Raw genomic sequence first — 16870 nt, forward strand, 5'->3', positions numbered from 1 at the left:
GCACCGACGGTACGAGCCAAACATCAGGTGATCAGGATCCAACCACCGCAACAAGCGGCACCTCACCCTGACACTGACGTCGACGGTAGCCGATCGGCAACGGCGCCCGTTTATGGCTGAAATCGTCCGACAGCGAACGCCTCAGGCGCGCGGCGGCGGACCCTGGTTGATCTTGTTGGCCGCGAACGTCGCGGCCTGGGCGGTCATGCCGGCGTCAATGTAGGAAACGTGCGCCATGATGTTGCCGCCTCCGGAGCAGATCGGATCGTCGGGGGCGCACAAACTGATGGTCTTGGACCCGTACGCCGGGTTGATCGTCGGTAGCGGTTGGCCGCCCCACAGCATGGTTGACAATCCGCTGCTGGGCTCGCCGAAGAGGGCGACGGCGGCCACGTGATCGGCGGCCGGGGCCGGCATCGCGTTGGTGGCCAGATCGATCACCGTCGAACCCTGGGAGTACCCGCCAAGCACGATTTTCGAGTTTGGGCAGCTGGCGACGGTGTCTTGGATGTGTGTGCTCGCGTCGTTGGAACCGGCGTTCGCGCTGTTGTGGTAGTCGTCGTTGGCCGGGTAGTTGACCGCGTAGACGTCGACGGACTTCCCGCCGAGCTGCGAGGTGAGCGAATCCACGAACGCCTGACCGATGTTGCCCAGGCCGGGCTCCTGATGAGTGCCGCGAGCGAATACCACGGAAACGTCGGAGCACGCGTCGGCGGCGGCAGTGGGAAGAAGGATGGGCGGGCTCAGCACCGCCCAAGTCGTCGCCACCGGGACACCAACAATGCGAGCAAATCTGCGTGCCATCATGCCGAAATCCTGTCACATCACCGGCCACGGCGGTCCCGGCGGTTGGCGCTAGGGCGGCGACCCGAGCGCAAGGCAGCCGAGTCTCGTTGCGGCGCAACGGTGTTGTCAACTGGCGGTAGTTCGGATGCGAATCGGGCCGGTCCAATCGCTATCGGGATCGACGACGGTGCCGCGCTGCGTGATCTCCACTGCGCCCGACTGGGCCAGCCGCCGGGCGACGTCCCGGGCGGCGTCCGACAGGCAGATGCTGCTCCGCGGGCCGCGATGCTCGGCCAACGCGCGGATCGACGATTCCAGTCGCTGCCTCATCGGCCCGTCCCCGAGAGCGATCTCGGCATGGTCGGCGGCGGTCCGCCACCACGTGTGGACCGCGGTCGACGCGAAATGTCAAGGTGCCCTGCCGACTGCGCCACGCGTTCTGACACCTAGCGGCCGCGCCACTGGGGCTTGCGCTTCTCGGCCCAGGCCCGGAGCCCCTCGGCGACGTCCTCGGTCGCCCCGGCCACCTTGCGCATGGTCTCGCCGAAGCGGACCGCCTCGATCCAGCCCATATCCGCCGCTCGCCATGCCACCTCCTTGGTGGCCCGTTGGGCCAGGGGAGCGGCCTCGGTGAGGGTGCGGGCCCACGCCCGGGCCTCGGCCTGCAGGTCGTCGGGCTCCACCAGTTTCCACACCAGGCCGATCTCCTTGGCGCGCTCGGCGCTCATCGGCTTGCCGGTCAGGAGCAGTTCCATGGCGTTGGCCCAGCCGACCCGCTGGGGCAGCCGGATGGCCCCGACGATGGTGGGCACGCCGATCGACACCTCGGGGAAGCAGAACGAGGCCTCGGTGCTGGCGATGACGAAGTCGCAGAACAGCACGCCGGTCACTCCGTAGCCGATGCAGGGCCCGTGCACGGCGGCGATGGTGGGCTTGAACAGTTCCATCCCGGATTCGAAGGAATTGATCGTCGGCTTCTCCCAGAAGGTGCCGCCGAAGGTTCCGACCGAGCCCTCGCCGTCCTTGAGGTCGCCGCCGGCGCAGTAGACGCTGCCGTTGGCGGTCAGGATGGCGACCCACGCGTCCAGGTCGTCGCGGAACCGCTCCCAGGCCGCGTTCAGGTCCTGGCGAAGTGCGCCGTTGATGGCGTTGCGGGCCTCGGGGCGATTGAGGGTGATGGTGGCGATGTGGTCGTCCAGCTCATATGTCACGAGGCTCATGGCTTAACCCTAGGGCGACGAGCGTGGGCCTTTGGGCTCGAATCCGTCCATAGGCCCGCGTTCGGCGAATTATTGCCCCTACCACTCTCAACCTATAGCGCACTGGGGGGCTTGCGGCAAGGGCCGGGTGATGCCGCACAATCGCTGGCCGAAGCCATTTTTCGCTGTTGCTGGGGGTTGGGAATGTTGTCGCACAAGAACTTCGACCATGCGGTGCTGGTCGCTGGAGGAGGCCCGACGGGGCTGATGTTGGCCGGCGAATTGGCGCTGGCGGGGGTCGATGTGGCGATTGTCGAGCGGCGCGTCAGCCAGGATCTCATCGGCGCGCGCGCCGGGGGTCTGCATGCGCGCACCATCGAGGTCCTCGACCAGCGGGGAATCGCCGATCGGTTCCTTGCCCACGGCACGGTCGCCCAGGTCGCCGGGTTCTCCCAGATTCGTCTGGACATCAGCGACTTTCCCACCCGGCATCCCTACGGTCTCGCGTTGTGGCAGAACGAGATCGAACGCATACTCGCCGACTGGGTGAACGAACTCGGAGTGCGGTTCTATCGCGGACATGACGTGACGGGCATCGCCCAAGGCGGCACCGGCGTGGACGTCGCGTTGTCCGATGGCCGATCCCTGCGAGGGGGATACCTCGTCGGCTGCGACGGCGGGCGCAGCGTGGTCCGTAAAGCCGCCGGCATCGATTTCCCGGGGTGGGAGCCGACGACCAGCTACCTACTCGCCGAGGCCGAAATGGATTTCTCGGCAGTCGATTTGCCGGTGTGGGGCATCCGCCACGACGCGCTCGGCGTCCATTCCCTCGCCGCCTCGGAGGATGGCGGGCGCGTGCGCGTCATGGTCACCGAGCAGCACCTCGAGACCACCGGCGAACCCACACTGGGCGACCTGAGTGAGGCGCTCATCGCCGTCTACGGCACGGACTACGGGATCCACAGTCCCGCTTGGCTTTCCAGATTCACCGACACGGCGCGGCAGGCCACAGCCTATCGCGAAGGACGCGTCCTGCTGGCCGGTGACGCCGCGCATGTGCATCACCCGGTGGGCGGACAGGGCCTGAACACCGGCGTGCAGGACGCGGTCAACCTGGGCTGGAAGCTGGGACAGGTCGTCAACGGGACGTCTCCCGACGGCCTGCTCGACAGCTACCACGCCGAACGGCACCCGGTCGCCGCGCGCGTGCTGCGCAACGCGATCGCGCAGATGGCGCTGCTTCGCCCAGACGACCGCACCAAGGCGTTGCGCGACACCATGTCTGACCTCCTCGCCATGGACGAACCCCGCAAACAATTCGCCGCCATGATGTCCGGCCTGGACATCCGCTATGACCTCGGCGACGGACATCCACTGCTCGGACGCCGCATGCCCGATCTCGACCTGCTCACCGCCGACGGCCCGCTACGGGTTTACCGGCTGCTGCATCGGGCCCGGCCGGTGCTGCTCAACCTCGGTGAACCGGGCCGATTCGACATCGCCTTGTGGGCGGATCGGGTCCAGCTGATCGACGCGGAATATGTCGGCACCTGGGAGCTTCCGGCAATGGGCCCGGTCACGGCCCCCAGTGCGGTGTTGATTCGTCCTGACGGACACGTCGCCTGGGTGGGGGAATCCAGCGATTCCGAGCTTCGGGAATCGCTCACCGCCTGGTTCGGTGCCCGCCCGGCTCTTGGGTCCTAGTTGTCGGGCGGTTCATCTTCCGAGCCGCGAGTGGGGGCACGTTCCCGGTCGCTGGGCTTGCCGGCAACACCTTCGGCCTCCCGGTCGTCGGCGACCTTCTCCTCGAGCTCATCGACGATGTCTTCTAGCTCCTGCGAGTGACCCCGTAGGTCCTTGTCCGGTTTCGTCATATCGCTTTCCATCGTTGGTCGGGCACCGCCCCGTCGCTATCCAATACCCCGTCCGCCGGGTGGTAACCGGGTGGGGATTGTGATCCTCGGTTCATGGCGGCAAAGGCCGTGCTGGCCGAGCTCGGAGTGAGGGACGCGACATAACGCGGCGGCGGTGGAAGTATCGCAAGAGTGGCCGACAAGAAACCGCAGACCATCTCTTACCCGGCGGCCGATGGACGTCCGCGCCGCCACCAGACCGAACAGCTCGAACCCCACGTCATCGTCCTGTTCGGCGCGACGGGGGATCTGGCGAAACGCAAGCTGATCCCGGGCCTGGCCTACCTGGACCAGTCCGAGCTCGCACCCGACATCCAGATCGTAGCGACGTCGCTGGAAGACCTGAGTGACGACGAATTCCGCGAGCTCGCCAAAGAGGCGATCGATTCGTTCGGCACGCACAAGCTGACGTCCGAACAGTGGGCCAACTTCGCGAAGATCGTGACCTATGTCCCGCAGGGCCGCGGACCGGAAGCGCTGGCCGAGGCGGTCGCCGAAGCCGAAGCCAACCTGGGTCCCATGGCCAGGCGGCTGCATTACCTGTCGGTGCCGCCGAAAGCCGCGCGCGAAGTCATCACCATGCTGAGCGAGGCCAAGCTCGTGGACCGCTCGCGGGTGGTGATGGAGAAGCCGTTCGGGACCGATTTGGCCAGCGCGGTGGCGCTCAACGACTTCGTGCACGAAACGTTCGAGGAATCCCAGATTTTCCGCATCGACCACTTCCTGGGCAAGGAGGCCGCCCAGAACATCCTGGCGTTCCGCTTTGCCAACGGGCTATTCGAGCCGATCTGGAACCGCAACTTCATCGACCACATCCAGATCGACATCCCCGAAGCCCTCGGCCTGGATCAGCGGGCCAACTTTTACGAGGAGACCGGCGCCTACAAGGACATGGTGGTGACCCACCTGTTCCAGGTGATGGCGTTCGTGGTGATGGAGCCGCCGACGGCGCTTGAACCCTTTGCCATCGGTGAAGAAAAGAACAAGGTTTTCCGGTCGATGCTGCCGGTCAAGCCTTCGAACGTGGTGCGCGGCCAGTACAACGGATACCGCGACGAGAAAGGCGTGGCAAAGGATTCCGACACCGAGACGTTCATCGCCCTCAAGGTCGGTATCGACAACTGGCGCTGGGCCGGCGTGCCCATCTATCTCCGTACCGGCAAGAAGATGGCCGAGGGCATCCGCATCATCTCGATCGCGTTCAGGGAGGCGCCCCGGACGATGTTTCCGCCGGGCTCGGGCGTCGGGACTCAGGGGCCCGACCACCTCACGTTCGACCTCGCCGACAACTCGAAGGTTTCGCTGTCCTTCTACGGCAAGCGGCCGGGCCCCGGCATGAAGCTGGACAAGCTGTCCATGCAGTTCTCCTCGCAGGAGATCGACACCGTCGTGGACGTGCTGGAGGCGTACGAACGGCTCATCCTCGACGCGATGCGGGGTGATCACACGTTGTTCAACACCGCGGAGGGCATCGAATCACTGTGGGAGCGTTCGCAGGAGCTGCTCGACGACCCACCGCCGGCGAAGATGTATCAGCCGGGCACTTGGGGGCCCAACGCGATTCATCAGTTGATCGCACCCAATGCATGGCGGTTGCCGTTCGAGCGGGAGTGGCGCGACGCCCGGCCTGACTGCTGAGCGGCGCGCTCAGCCCAGTTCGGCGCTGATATAGGTGATCGCGTGCCGAAATTCCTTGAGCATCTCGTTGTCGGGAACGACGAAGCCGTAGTCGGCGTATAGCCGCTCGGTGGGGTAGGGGGTGACGACCCAGCCGGTGGCGGCCAGGTGCTCGCCGGCGGGTTGGCGTGTCCCGTGCCACACGAGTTCGGCGACGTCGATATCCAGTCCGTGCTTGCGCCAGGTGGTACGCATCGCGCGGGCGCGCTCGTCGGTGAACACGCCCATGTCGGTGATGTTCTCGGTGGCCAGCCGGCTGCCCGGCGCGCTGAGCGCGGTGATGTTGTCCAGGAGCCGGTCCTGGGCCTGCGGCGGCAAGTAGGGGAGCAGGCCTTCCGCGATCCAGGCCGTGGGCGCTGTCGGGTCAAAGCCGTTGTCGCGCAGCGCCGTTGGCCAATCATCGCGCAAGTCGACACTCACGGTCCGGCGTTCGGCGGTCGGTTCGGCACCCATCGCGGCCAGCGTGTCGCTCTTGAAGGCGATGACCTCGGGCTGATCAACCTCGTAAACCACCGTGCCCGCCGACCAGGCCAACCGGTACGCCCGCGCGTCAAGTCCGGCGGCCAAGATGACGGCCTGACGTATCCCGGCGCTGGTCGCCGATAAAAGGAAATCGTCAAAAAACCTGGTGCGCACGGCGATCTGCTCGCGACGCTGCTGCAGGGTCAGGGGCATATCGTCGTTGTCGAGCGGGATCTGGCCGTCCAGCATGCGGACGAAGAATGGGTGCCCGACCGCGCGCACCAGTGGCTCGGCGAACCGGTCATCGATCAGCGGATCTGGCTCGCGAGAGGCCAGCGCTCGGGACGCGGCAACCATCGTCGCGGTCGCCCCGACGCTGGAAGCCAAATCCCAGCTGTCGCCCTCCGTGCGCGCCGAACCAAGTGATGACACTCGCCGCTCCCTCCTGGGATTCAGCCGCCATAGCGGCCAATTCGGGTTCCGGATGTTCGCCGCCGATGGGCTGCGCGACGACACCACCTGAGATCGAAGGGTACTTTCTGCCTATGCCGCGCTCACCGCGCACCCGCTGAGCTGACGACAGGAAGCGACTCACTCGATGGCACCGACCCTGCGCCCGCGCCGCTCCGCCTTATACCTGCCCGGTAACAAGCCCCGGGCGTTGGAGAAGGGGAAATCACTACCCGCGGACGTGGTCATCTTCGACCTCGAGGATGCAGTCGGGCCCGACGCCAAAGCCGATTCGAGGGCGACGGTGTGCGACGCGATCTCGTCGGACGGCTACGGGCCCCGCGAGGTCGTGGTGCGCATCAACGGTTTAGACACCGAGTGGCACGACGAGGACTTGGCGGCTGCGGCCGGTTCGCCCGCCCACGGGGTGCTGGTGCCCAAAGTTGAGTCGGGCGACCAGGTCCGAGCGCTGGCAGCAACGCTGGACAAGCTTGACGCACCGGAGTCGCTGCAGCTCTGGGTGATGATCGAAACGCCGCGGTCTTTCCTGAGGGCCGAGGAGATCGCCTCGGCCAGCGATCGATTGGCCGCGCTGGTGATCGGCACCAACGACCTGGTGAACGATCTGCACGGATTGCACGTGCCCGGGCGCGCGCCGGTCGTGCCCGCGTTGTCGTTGGCGGTGTTGGGAGCCAGGGCGGCCGGAAAGGTGATCCTGGACGGCGTGTTCAACGACATCACCGACGAAGACGGCTTTCGAGCCGAGGCTCGACAAGGCCGCGAAATGGGTTTCGACGGCAAGACTTTGATCCATCCGTCCCAGATCGGCCCGGCCAACGACCTCTTCGGTCCGTCGCAGCAGGAACTCGCCGACGCCCGCAAGATTGTCGCGGCCTACGAGGAGGCGCGGGCCGCGGGAACCAGTGTCATCACGGTGGACGGTCGCATGATCGAGAGCCTGCACGTCCGCAACGCCGAGCGCATCCTCGCCCTTGCGGACCTCATCGCAGAACTGGCATCCGCCTCCTAGGTGTTTCCTCGGGAGGGCAAGCGGCTCACTACTTGTCGACCCTGCCGCCGATCTGACCGGCGAGCTTGGTAGCCAAGTCCACCGGGTCCTTGCGGATCACGCCCACATCGATCGCAACGTTGTTACGTACCGTCAACGCCCGCTGAGCGGTCATGGTTAGCAGGACGTTGCCGTTGTCTCGCAACGTCATTGTCAGCGTCGTGCTCAACATTCCGTTGGCGTTGGAGACCGGTCCCACCTGCCATCCCGTCTCGGGGGTGTCCGGTCCGGCCGGGGTGGTGAACTGGCGGTTGGCGCAGGCCGGCCAGCGCTGCGCCGAGGTGGTGAAGAAGGCATTCGCCTCTTTGGCGGACGCGAACAACACCAGCACCTGGCTCACCTCAGGGTCCGGTTCGTTGGAATTCGGGGAAGGGGACGCAACCTCGTCGTCACCGCTGACGGCCGTGTAGCCACTGCCGGCATAAACGGGAGCCTCCCCGGGGCCGAAGGCGTAGATGCAATCGTCCGGGAACTTCCAGCCCGCGGGCCACGGCTGCTTCGCGTTGTCGTCTTGGAGCTTGTCGATCTTTTCCTTGCTCTTCGATCCGGTGACGCCCAGCGCGCTGTCAATGTCCGCCGACGTCAGCAAGAAGCCCGGCAGCGCGGGCTGCGCGACCGGAGGCCGCGTCGAGGTCGTCGTCGACGAACCGGAGCCGCCCTGGTTGCTGCCCCCGCACGCGGCAACCAGGACTCCGATAGCGGCGACGGAGATCGCGGCTGATAGTTGGCGCATGTGTTGCTCACCCTTCGTGGTCACGTTGAGCCCTCAAGCTTTCGCGTCCGGCGCATCCGGTGTCTGAAGCTGAGAGGTGGACGGAGCATAACTGCTTCGGCAGCAAATTGTGTGATTGGCCGCAAAGTGTTCCCGGAATCGTCGTTCGAGCCGCGCGGTTCACGTTGATCAGGTAGGGCGCCGACTGAACCCAGCACCGAGGGTTTGGGCCCGCCCGGCGTCGCGCAAGCGTGAATCGTTCGCAGATCAAGGGTTTCCTAGGTCAACAGAAGCCTGTAGTACGCGTCCACCGACGCACGCGCCGCAGGACATCTCCGATGCGAATACGGATCAAAACCGCGCCGGGCCGATGCGAATTGCCGGTAAGGTGCATGCAGCAAACACAATTCTTGGAACAGAGGAGCCTCCGATGCGGCTAGACCGAACCACGTTCGCGGGAGTGGTTGCCATCGCGATCGTCACGAGCGGGTGCTCGAACGGCACGTCGCCGTCAGCCTCCTCGTCCAGCCAGACGCCGTCCTCGAGTTCCCAGGCATCCGCCTCGTCACCGCTGACGGCGCCCCCCTCGTCGCCCGCGCAAGCCGGGTCGTTCGACCAATCCACCTGCCTAGACATCTCCTTCACCAAGGACAACTTGATGGTCGCCCAGAAACCCGAGGATGCGCGCAAGTTTGCCGACACGCTGGAGAAGTACAGTCCGCCCGACCCGGTGAAGGCCGCGATCGAGCACTTCGTCACCACCGTCGGCGCGCAGCCCAACGATCCTGATCTCAACGCCAACAGGGACGCGCTTACCGGTTGGATCAAGCAGGTATGTCCCAACGTGAACCCTTGATCAGCTAAGGCCGCCAGCTTTGCGCGACCGAAATGGGTTGCGCCAACGGGCGTCCGGAAACGAAGTGCTCTACCGTGATGGCAGCGGGGGACAGGGTGCCCTCTAGCGGCGCGGGTCTCGCCGCCCGGGCCGGTGGATCAACGGTGACCACGCGGTAGGTTGAACGCGGTCCCGGACGATTCGAGAGGAGACACCGTGCGTCAAACCGCGGCCATGGCCGAGGCCGACCGCACGTGGATGGTCGACACGCTGCTCGCGCTGCTGCAGACGCCAAGTCCGGCGGGGCGCACGGACGCGGTGATGCAGCTCATTGGCAACATCTTCGATGACTTCGGCGTGCCGTTCTCCTTGACGCGGCGCGGGGCGCTGACCGCCGAACTCCCGGGGGAGTCCGCGACTACCGACCGCGCACTCGTCGTTCACGCCGACACCATCGGCTGCATGGTGCGTCGCCTCAAAGACAACGGCCGTCTCGAGGTCATTCCGGTCGGCACCTTCTCGGCCCGGTTCGCCGCGGGCGCCCGGGTGCGGATCTTCTCCGACGATCCCGAAGAATTCATCACCGGCACAGTCATGCCGCTCAAGGCCAGTGGGCACGCCTTCGGTGACGAGATCGACCTGCAGCCCACCGACTGGGAACACGTCGAGGTCCGCGTCGACCGCAAGGTGTCCTCGCGGGAGGACCTGGTCCGGCTGGGCCTGCAGATCGGTGACTTCGTCGCCTTCATCGCGAGCCCCGAGCTGACCGCCGACGGCTACATCGTTTCCCGCCACTTGGACGGGAAGGCCGGCGTCGCGGTAGCGCTGGCGCTGGCCAAGAATTTCGCCGAGAACAAGGTGGTGTTGCCGCACCGCACCATGGTCATGATCACCATCACCGAGGAGGTCGGCCATGGCGCCAGCCACGGCTTGCCCGCCGACGTCGCCGAATTGGTCTCGGTGGACAACGCGGTGTGCGCACCCGGCCAGCACTCCATCGAGGATGGCGTGACAATCCCGATGGCCGATCTGCACGGTCCGTTCGACTACCACCTGACCCGGAAGCTGTGCCGGCTCGCCGAGGAGCAGGGCATCCCATGCGTGCGGGATGTGTTCCGCTTTTACCGCTCCGACGCCGCCGCAGCGATCGAGGCGGGCGCGGGCACCCGCGCCGCGCTCGTCGGCTTCGGGCTCGACGGCAGCCACGGTTGGGAGCGCACCCATCTGGATTCGCTGCAGGCGGTGTACTGCCTGCTGCACACCTGGCTGCAGACGCCGTTGACCTTCGCCAAATGGGACGCCAAGCCGTCGGGCCAGTTGCGGGACTTCCCATCGTCCGAGCAGCCTGCCCCGAGCGAGCGGTGGGTGCCGCTCGCCCGTGGCGAATACGAGGGGCCCGGCGAGGCGTCGCCGGGATCGGTCTGGCCGCCGTCGGAGGGACCCCAGGTCTAAGGCGTTACGCCTACTGGTCGTCGCCGCGGGGGATCCGGTCGGCGCGCCAACAACGGGACTGCATGGGAATGTCGATCGCTTCGGCCCCCGGAAAGCGCTCATTCAAGGCAGTGCGCGCGTTGGCGAGTCGCTCTGCGCGCTCTTCCGAAGCCGCGATGATCAGCCTGCTGTAGGTGCCCACCATTGCGACGACATCGTCGATTTTCATTGTCCGCGTGAATGTGAACGTCTCGCGGGCAATGTTGTGGAAGATCTGCGGGTCGGGGAGCACGACGTTCTCGTGACGCCGTCGGAAGCGGTCGGGGGATTCCGCCTCGGGCGTCTCCTCGCCGGGCAGCAGGTCGAGTTCGCGGAGCCAATCCACGTCACGGTCTCGGCTGGTCCAAATCAGGCCAAATCGCCCGCCGTCCCGCAGCACCCGGCCGATCTCCGGAACGGCCCGGTGGGGATCCATCCAGTGCCACGCCGACGAGACAAACGCCGCGTCCGCTGCCGCATCGGGAAGCGGAATCGACTCACCCGTGCCTTCGACGGCACGCACCTCGGGAGACCGCTCGGTTAGCACCGCCCGCATCCTCGCGTCGGGCTCCACGGCGACGACCTGCGCCGCCCTGCTAACCAGCGCGCGGGTGAACAGCCCAGTACCCGCGCCCAGGTCGACAGCCACCCCACACCGGGGCGGCACCAGCCAGTCCACCGCTTAACCCGGAGGTCGCGGACGCAGGCCGTCGTAGTCCTCGGCGATCGAGCCGAAGGACATCGCTCGTTCTTGGCGATCAGTCATACCCGCCAACGTAATCCGGCTCGCTGGGCAAGACGTGAGAAAGAATTGTGCTTCACCACAGTGCACTGTGATTGACGAGCGCGTCAGCCACCAGCCCGATTCCGAAGACCAGGAACAAAAGCCGCACCGACATCGGGCCGTAGCGGGTGAGGGTGCGCACGAGCCGACGCTGAATGCGCTTGGCTCGCATGGTTTTTCTCATCGAGAGGGCAAGGATCAGCAGCGGTGGCGAAAGCGCGATCGCCCAGTAGGCGATGATGACCAATGGCCAGAGCTGCGGCCTGGGATGCAGGGCGGCGAGCATGGCCAGGCCGGTGAGATAGGGGATGGCGGTCGGCGCTTGGCCACTACCGACCGCCAATCCGAGGAACCCAAGCAGCCACGGGCGCTCGCGCATCGCCGCCAACGCCCAGCCGGGAGCGGATGACTGGGCAGTCAGCGGGAAGTAAGCCAGGCCGGTCAGCACCAGGCCGAGCACCAGCTCGCCGCGAAACCGAATGGCCGGTGTCATGTGAAAGCCGACAACATGCGTTAGGAAGCTCAGACCCAGTACCGTGCACAGCCCGAAAGTGGTTGTCACGGCGAACACGCCCGAGATGAAGCTCAGGGCGCCCGGAATCGGCGACCGGCGACTCAACCGGCTGTCGAAGATGACCGCCGACACCACGCCCACATTGAGGACGTTCAACGAATCGAGACACGCTAGGCCTGCAAGCGCCAGCACAATTGCACCCACGTGCCTGACCCTGTCCTACCGTGCGGACTCGCCGGCTGCCCTCATGCTGCAGACAATACGAGCCGCAGAGGGTCATGTCCGTCTGAGGCTGCGCCCGCTGGGCTCATCGGGCACATCACCGGGGGGCTTGTATCGGTTTCGATCCGATCACACGGTATGGGGCACCACGGCTTTCGTCGTCGCGCGTTTGACAATGCGGGACATGAGGCAGACGCGGGGGCTCAACGGTGGTGCGTGAAATCTCACGTCAGACGTTTCTGCGGGGTGCCGCCCGGGCGTTGGCCGCCGGTGCGGTGTTCGGCTCGGCCCGGGCCACCGCCGCTCCCAATCCCACCGGCTGGGTCGGCGAGCTCGTCGAGCAAGGCGTGATTCAGGCCGAAGGCCAATTTGACCTCGTCGACTATGCGATCGATTTCGTTCGCGCCGGGGCGGAGGGCATCGAGGCGGGCCCGATAGGAGTCCTTGTATGGCTTGGATCGCACGGGGAATTCGTAGAACGCGAGCCCGGCGCCGCGAAGATCAAATGTGCGATCGAGAGCTTTGTAAATGACCCGGCCTCCGGAGAGGTCTCCGAGATAGCGCGTGTAGTGGTGGGCCACCAGCGAGCCGCCCCACGTCAGGGTGGCGACCCGCTCGCCGTATGCCGTGGCTGCGGGGGAGTCGACTTCGCGTGTGCCGCCGGGGCTCCAGTGCTCCAGATCGGCGTCGATGGCCGCCAGGCGCTCCAAGGCCGGGTCGTAGACGGCGGCGACCATGGGGTCGTTGCGGCGGGCCCGCATGGCGTCCTCCAAGGCGGCGTACACCAGACGCAAGCGCAGCAAGTATTCGGAATAGCCGTGAGCGGTGACCCGGCCGGCAAGCAGTTCGGAGATGAATGTGCTTTGCTCGGCGGCGGTGTGCTCCGCCGCTGACCCGCCCTTCATCGCGGCCGACAAACTGCGGCGTGTGGGGACGGCTAACGGGTGCATGTCCTGATCACATTACCTTGGGCGAATGCTGCGGGCGTGATGCCGCGACGGACCAGAGCGCTCAGGGCCAACCGATTGACACAGACGAAACCAGGGGAGCGAAGAGCCGACGGGGCGGCGACACCGGCTTGGCGAACAATGCGAGTTCAAACGCCCGTATCTCACGCGAATTCGTACGCTGATGACCTCAGCCATCTACAGTTCCACCAATAGCGAACAATCGGCAATGACTAAGGACGATGAGATGGCGAAAAGCGTTGGGACGAAAAACGACAACGAGAAAATTGTGGTCGATTTTATACATGCCGCTTACGGCGAGAGCATGGACATCGACGCGATGACCGCGCTCATGGCCGACGACTTCGTTTGGCAACTCCACGTGCCGCTCTCACCGGTGGTTCGCGGACGCGACGCGGCACGCGCCGAACTCGAGAAGCACAACACGCTTTCGACGGGGATGGTCGAGGGAAGCGAGATCCGCACGATCGTGTCCGACGGTGACACCGTCGTCGTCGAGCGCGTCGACGTGAACGCCATGAACGGTGTCACCGTCACCTTCTACGTCACGGCGTTCTTCGGAGTCCGCGACGGCGCGGTCACATCCTGGCGGGAGTATTGGGACACCACCCACGTCGTTCAGCAACTCGGCATCGATCCCGCACTGATGTTCGCGCCGCTGAGCAGTTGAGCGACAGGGGATTTGGCGCGCCGAGCTAGCTCGAGGCGCTCAGGATCTTGATCGCGAAGACGAGCGAGTCACCCGGCCGAATTCCAGCGCTGGGCTGACCGTTTGGGTAGCCGTCGGCGGAGGTCATCGCGACGGCGACCGTGGACCCGACCTTTTGTCCCGCTATGGCCTTCTGGAAGCCCGGCACAACTCCGTTGAGCGGGAAGTCGATCGGGGCGCCCCGTTCGTAGCTGCTGTCGAACACCGACCCGTCACGTCCATTCACGCCCATGTAGCAGACGGAAACCCTGGCCGTGGCGGGGACCACCGGTCCATCTCCGGCGCGCAACGTGTGCACCTGGGTCTGGGTCACACTGAACGGTGTCGTCACGTCGACGCGCGGAGCTGTCGTATCCGTCGACCCGGTAACCGCGATGCTGCCGGTGGCTCCCGTCAGCGTCCAGTCAGGCGCTCCACCGTTCTGCGGTGGCGCAGTGGGGCATGAGCCGGCTGCGGTCGCCATGCCCGATCCGGCGAGCGTCAGAACGGTTGCCGCGACACAGGCCGCGACGGAGGAACACACCAGTGAGGATTTCACCGCCGCCACGCTACAGCCGGTTATCGCGTCCGTTGTTGGTGGCCCAGCGCCGGGGACCCGGCGAAGGGTTCGATGGCTAGCGAGTGCTGCCTCGGCGCGGATCCGAGGTTGACGGGAACGCGTGGTTCAATCCGTGCAGCGGGCACCTTTTCGAGCTTTAATTATTCTTCGTATCCGTTGCTGCTTTGGAGCCGCAAACCACTGGTGGCCTTGCAGAAAGTGAGCAAACCGAATGCCCTCGACCCGCTGGCTGGCCGGACTTACCATCCCCATGATGGCTGGCGCCGCCCTAATCGGTAGCGCTGCCATTGCGACTGCCAATACCCCCCAAGATGACGCATACCTCGCGCAACTGCGCGCCGTCGGGCTCAGTTGGCCACCCAAGACGGAAGAGGCTCTCATCGGGGAGGCGCACCTGATCTGTTACGACCTCACGTGGGGTTGGACGCCACAACAGATCGCCGACGACATTCACGCCCACCTGGACGCGAGGGGTGTCACGTTGTTAGACGTCGGAACCATGGTCGACGCCGCACACTCGATCTATTGCCCCGGCAATGTGTGCGACGCTCCGTCCCTCTGCACGTGATGACACGTCGACGGAATCAACTGCAGCACAACCTGATTGGATCTACAGGCGACCCTGTATATTCGCACCTGCCGTAATGGCCCTCATTGCAGACCTCTGTGCGAGTGCGTCAGCGTGTCACCAAGCTCCCCTTGGGCTCTGCGGCAGTCATCGCGACATCGGAGGAACCGAGCCGAACCGAACCGAACCGGTGCGGCGTTCAGCTCTTGTTCAGCGCCGTAATGACCGAGAAACAGGTAAGCAAATTCGCAGAACTACTTTTGTGGCTGTCTTATCCTGCTTGCGGATCGCACCCGACAGGTAAGGGGAATTTTGTCTTTGACACGAACCCGGCTAGCGGTGGTCGTGTTGGCAACTATCGGGCTCTTCGTGTTCGCGGCGATGTTGTTCAGCTCGGACGGTGGCCCGGGCCGCGCGGTACTCGCCCCGGCGGGCTCTGTCATTGCGGGCGTATTCGCCACCACATGTTCGGTCCGTGCCGCCCGCCGTTCTCGGGGCCGTCAACGTCTGGCGTGGACCGTCATGTCTACCGGATTGGTCGGCTGGACTGCCGGCGAAGCAGTGTGGAGTTACGTCGCTGTGGGTGGGATTCTTCCGGCCACGGATCTATCGGCGGCCAACTTGGGCTATCTGATCTTGCCGCTGTGCGCGTTGGCCGCCGCACTCGCGATTCCGAGCCGGGACGACTCCCGATTCGGAATCGGCCTCCTGCTCGACGGCATTCTCGTCAGCGCGTCGCTATTGGTCGTTCTTGTCATTCTGCCGCCGCTGGGTCGCACAGCGCACCTGCCACAGACGGTCAACGTTCCACGGATCGTGTTAGCCACCGCCGCAGCGGTGTATGTGGGGCTTGTCGCCACGGCCTTCATCGTTGCGAGGAAGGCCGAGGCGGGCCGCAAACTTTCACCAACACTGATGATGGTGGGATGGGCAGTCATCGCAGCGGCCGGGGTGGTCCACGTCTACAAGGATTCCGCCGACCGGGCGCCAAATGACCTCGTCGTTCTTGGATGGGCCGGCGGAATGTACTTCTTCGCGCTGTCCGGAATCACGTCTCGGCCGGGACCGGAACCCGACCTCGGTTTTTCGCGACCCTCGTCGAGGGCGTCGCTGTGGCTGCCGTACCTGCCCGTATTGCTGGCCATTGTCGTTGGCGCTGTGCACTTTTGGCCCAAGTACCGGGGTGAGGCGTTCATCTTCTCGGTTTGTGTGGTGCTGTTCATTACCACCCTCGCCCGCCACATACTCTTGTTAGACCGAAAGCAACGTCTACTTGTCGCGGTGTCTGATGCCGCCCTGCGGGATCCGCTGACCGGGTTAGCAAATCACCGACTATTCGACGACCGCCTAGCGCATGCGCTGCGGCTACACGTTCTCCACAGCGTGCCGGTCAGCGTACTCACGGTGAGCGTAGACGATTTCAAGCTGGTGAATGACACGCTCGGTTATGAGGTGGGCGACGAACTATTGCGCGGCGTCGGCGGACGGATTCAGGCGAATGTCGACGACAACCACACCGTTGCGCGGATGAGCGGGGACGAATTCGCCATTTTGGTCGAAGACCGTCCCGACGTGGCAGTGCAGGTCGCCAAGGGGATAGCCCGCTCTTTTGAGGAGCCCGTCGACATCGACGACCACCGCCTGGACGTAAGCCTGAGTATCGGCGTGGCCTCGGCTGGATCAGAACTCGTCACCGCCCTGACACCGGGCGATCTCCTCAAACAGGCCGACGCGGCACGCTCCTTTGCCCGGCGGGCGAGCTCGACCAATGTCCGTACGTTCACACCTGAGATGGACGCTCAGCTCGGTGAGGCGCCGGCATATGACGGTGCCATCGCCCGATTGCAACTGCTCGGCGAACTGCGACGCGCCATCGAGAACGGCTCGCTGACGCTGGGTGGCGTCCCAGGAGCGGTGTAAAAGTGGTCTGACATAGGTTCCGCTCGCTTGCGTTGATGATCCTATGCGGTGGC

Annotated in this window: 16 protein-coding genes and 3 pseudogenes; 9 read left to right on the forward strand and 10 right to left on the reverse strand. The window is 65.3% G+C overall.

Features of this window, described 5'->3' with window-relative positions; translation table 11 throughout:
• Positions 1-141: 141 nt before the first annotated feature.
• From AWC17_RS11395 to AWC17_RS11405, 3 genes are all read right to left on the reverse strand, one after another.
• Complete coding sequence (locus AWC17_RS11395) at positions 142-807, reverse strand: cutinase family protein (RefSeq protein ID WP_046183289.1); 666 nt, start codon at positions 805-807, stop codon at positions 142-144.
• Between the two features lie 105 nt (positions 808-912).
• Positions 913-1116, reverse strand: a complete 204-nt coding sequence (locus tag AWC17_RS11400) for a DUF3253 domain-containing protein (RefSeq protein ID WP_046183290.1) — start codon at positions 1114-1116, stop codon at positions 913-915.
• A 116-nt stretch (positions 1117-1232) separates the two neighbouring features.
• On the reverse strand, positions 1233-2006 hold the full coding sequence (locus tag AWC17_RS11405) for an enoyl-CoA hydratase/isomerase family protein (protein ID WP_046183291.1): 774 nt from the start codon (positions 2004-2006) through the stop codon (positions 1233-1235).
• Positions 2007-2189: 183 nt separating this feature from the next.
• Here AWC17_RS11405 and AWC17_RS11410 point away from each other — a divergent pair, with 183 nt between their 5' ends.
• On the forward strand, positions 2190-3689 hold the full coding sequence (locus tag AWC17_RS11410; protein ID WP_046183292.1) for an FAD-dependent monooxygenase: 1500 nt from the start codon (positions 2190-2192) through the stop codon (positions 3687-3689).
• Here the strand turns inward: AWC17_RS11410 and AWC17_RS11415 are convergent.
• On the reverse strand, positions 3686-3871 hold the full coding sequence (locus AWC17_RS11415; protein ID WP_046183293.1) for a hypothetical protein: 186 nt from the start codon (positions 3869-3871) through the stop codon (positions 3686-3688). The genes AWC17_RS11410 and AWC17_RS11415 overlap by 4 nt on opposite strands.
• A 159-nt stretch (positions 3872-4030) precedes the next feature.
• Between AWC17_RS11415 and zwf the strand changes: the two genes are divergently transcribed.
• Positions 4031-5536 (forward strand): glucose-6-phosphate dehydrogenase, encoded by a 1506-nt coding sequence (zwf, locus tag AWC17_RS11420; protein WP_046183294.1) that lies wholly within the window; start codon positions 4031-4033, stop codon positions 5534-5536.
• A gap of 9 nt (positions 5537-5545) precedes the next feature.
• On the opposite strand, the gene AWC17_RS11425 is transcribed toward zwf, so the two are convergent.
• Positions 5546-6469 carry a class I SAM-dependent methyltransferase gene (locus AWC17_RS11425; RefSeq protein ID WP_046183295.1) on the reverse strand — a complete coding sequence of 308 codons (924 nt, stop codon included), beginning with the start codon at positions 6467-6469 and terminating at the stop codon, positions 5546-5548.
• Between the two features lie 166 nt (positions 6470-6635).
• Between AWC17_RS11425 and AWC17_RS11430 the strand changes: the two genes are divergently transcribed.
• Positions 6636-7517, forward strand: coding sequence for an HpcH/HpaI aldolase/citrate lyase family protein (locus AWC17_RS11430; protein WP_046183296.1), 882 nt, complete (start codon positions 6636-6638; stop codon positions 7515-7517).
• A 28-nt stretch (positions 7518-7545) separates the two neighbouring features.
• On the opposite strand, the gene AWC17_RS11435 is transcribed toward AWC17_RS11430, so the two are convergent.
• Positions 7546-8289: a sensor domain-containing protein gene (locus tag AWC17_RS11435; protein ID WP_046183309.1), complete on the reverse strand. Its 744-nt coding sequence runs from the start codon at positions 8287-8289 to the stop codon at positions 7546-7548.
• Positions 8290-8698: 409 nt separating this feature from the next.
• On the opposite strand from AWC17_RS11435, the gene AWC17_RS32000 reads away from it, so the two are divergent.
• Both AWC17_RS32000 and AWC17_RS11450 read left to right on the forward strand, forming a co-directional pair.
• Complete coding sequence (locus AWC17_RS32000; protein WP_141224586.1) at positions 8699-9124, forward strand: hypothetical protein; 426 nt, start codon at positions 8699-8701, stop codon at positions 9122-9124.
• A 195-nt stretch (positions 9125-9319) separates the two neighbouring features.
• Entirely contained in the window at positions 9320-10555 is a 1236-nt protein-coding gene (locus AWC17_RS11450; protein WP_046183310.1) for an osmoprotectant NAGGN system M42 family peptidase, read from the forward strand.
• A 10-nt stretch (positions 10556-10565) separates the two neighbouring features.
• On the opposite strand, the pseudogene AWC17_RS11455 reads toward AWC17_RS11450, so the two are convergent.
• Positions 10566-11339 (reverse strand): annotated as a pseudogene (locus AWC17_RS11455) (class I SAM-dependent methyltransferase).
• 52 nt (positions 11340-11391) lie between these two features.
• Complete coding sequence (locus AWC17_RS11460) at positions 11392-12075, reverse strand: GAP family protein (protein WP_046183299.1); 684 nt, start codon at positions 12073-12075, stop codon at positions 11392-11394.
• A gap of 227 nt (positions 12076-12302) precedes the next feature.
• Between AWC17_RS11460 and AWC17_RS33430 the strand changes: the two are divergent.
• Positions 12303-12416, forward strand: a pseudogene (locus AWC17_RS33430) (hypothetical protein); the annotation flags it as partial.
• Here AWC17_RS33430 and AWC17_RS11465 read toward each other — a convergent pair.
• Positions 12417-13043, reverse strand: a pseudogene (locus AWC17_RS11465) (biliverdin-producing heme oxygenase); the annotation flags it as partial.
• A gap of 244 nt (positions 13044-13287) precedes the next feature.
• Between AWC17_RS11465 and AWC17_RS11470 the strand changes: the two are divergent.
• Entirely contained in the window at positions 13288-13731 is a 444-nt protein-coding gene (locus AWC17_RS11470; protein WP_085164652.1) for a limonene-1,2-epoxide hydrolase family protein, read from the forward strand.
• 25 nt (positions 13732-13756) lie between these two features.
• Here the strand turns inward: AWC17_RS11470 and AWC17_RS11475 are convergent, their stop codons facing one another.
• The gene (locus AWC17_RS11475) at positions 13757-14317 is read right to left on the reverse strand and encodes an FKBP-type peptidyl-prolyl cis-trans isomerase (RefSeq protein WP_046183300.1); all 561 of its coding nucleotides are present in this window, start codon (positions 14315-14317) and stop codon (positions 13757-13759) included.
• 265 nt (positions 14318-14582) lie between these two features.
• On the opposite strand from AWC17_RS11475, the gene AWC17_RS11480 reads away from it, so the two are divergent.
• Together AWC17_RS11480 and AWC17_RS11485 are read left to right on the forward strand one after the other, a co-directional pair.
• Positions 14583-14897, forward strand: a complete 315-nt coding sequence (locus AWC17_RS11480; protein WP_052742750.1) for a DUF732 domain-containing protein — start codon at positions 14583-14585, stop codon at positions 14895-14897.
• Positions 14898-15419: 522 nt separating this feature from the next.
• Positions 15420-16817, forward strand: coding sequence for a GGDEF domain-containing protein (locus tag AWC17_RS11485; protein ID WP_167385572.1), 1398 nt, complete (start codon positions 15420-15422; stop codon positions 16815-16817).
• Positions 16818-16870: the final 53 nt, after the last annotated feature.

The sequence above is a fragment of the Mycobacterium nebraskense genome, assembly GCF_002102255.1.
Lineage (GTDB): Bacteria > Actinomycetota > Actinomycetes > Mycobacteriales > Mycobacteriaceae > Mycobacterium > Mycobacterium nebraskense.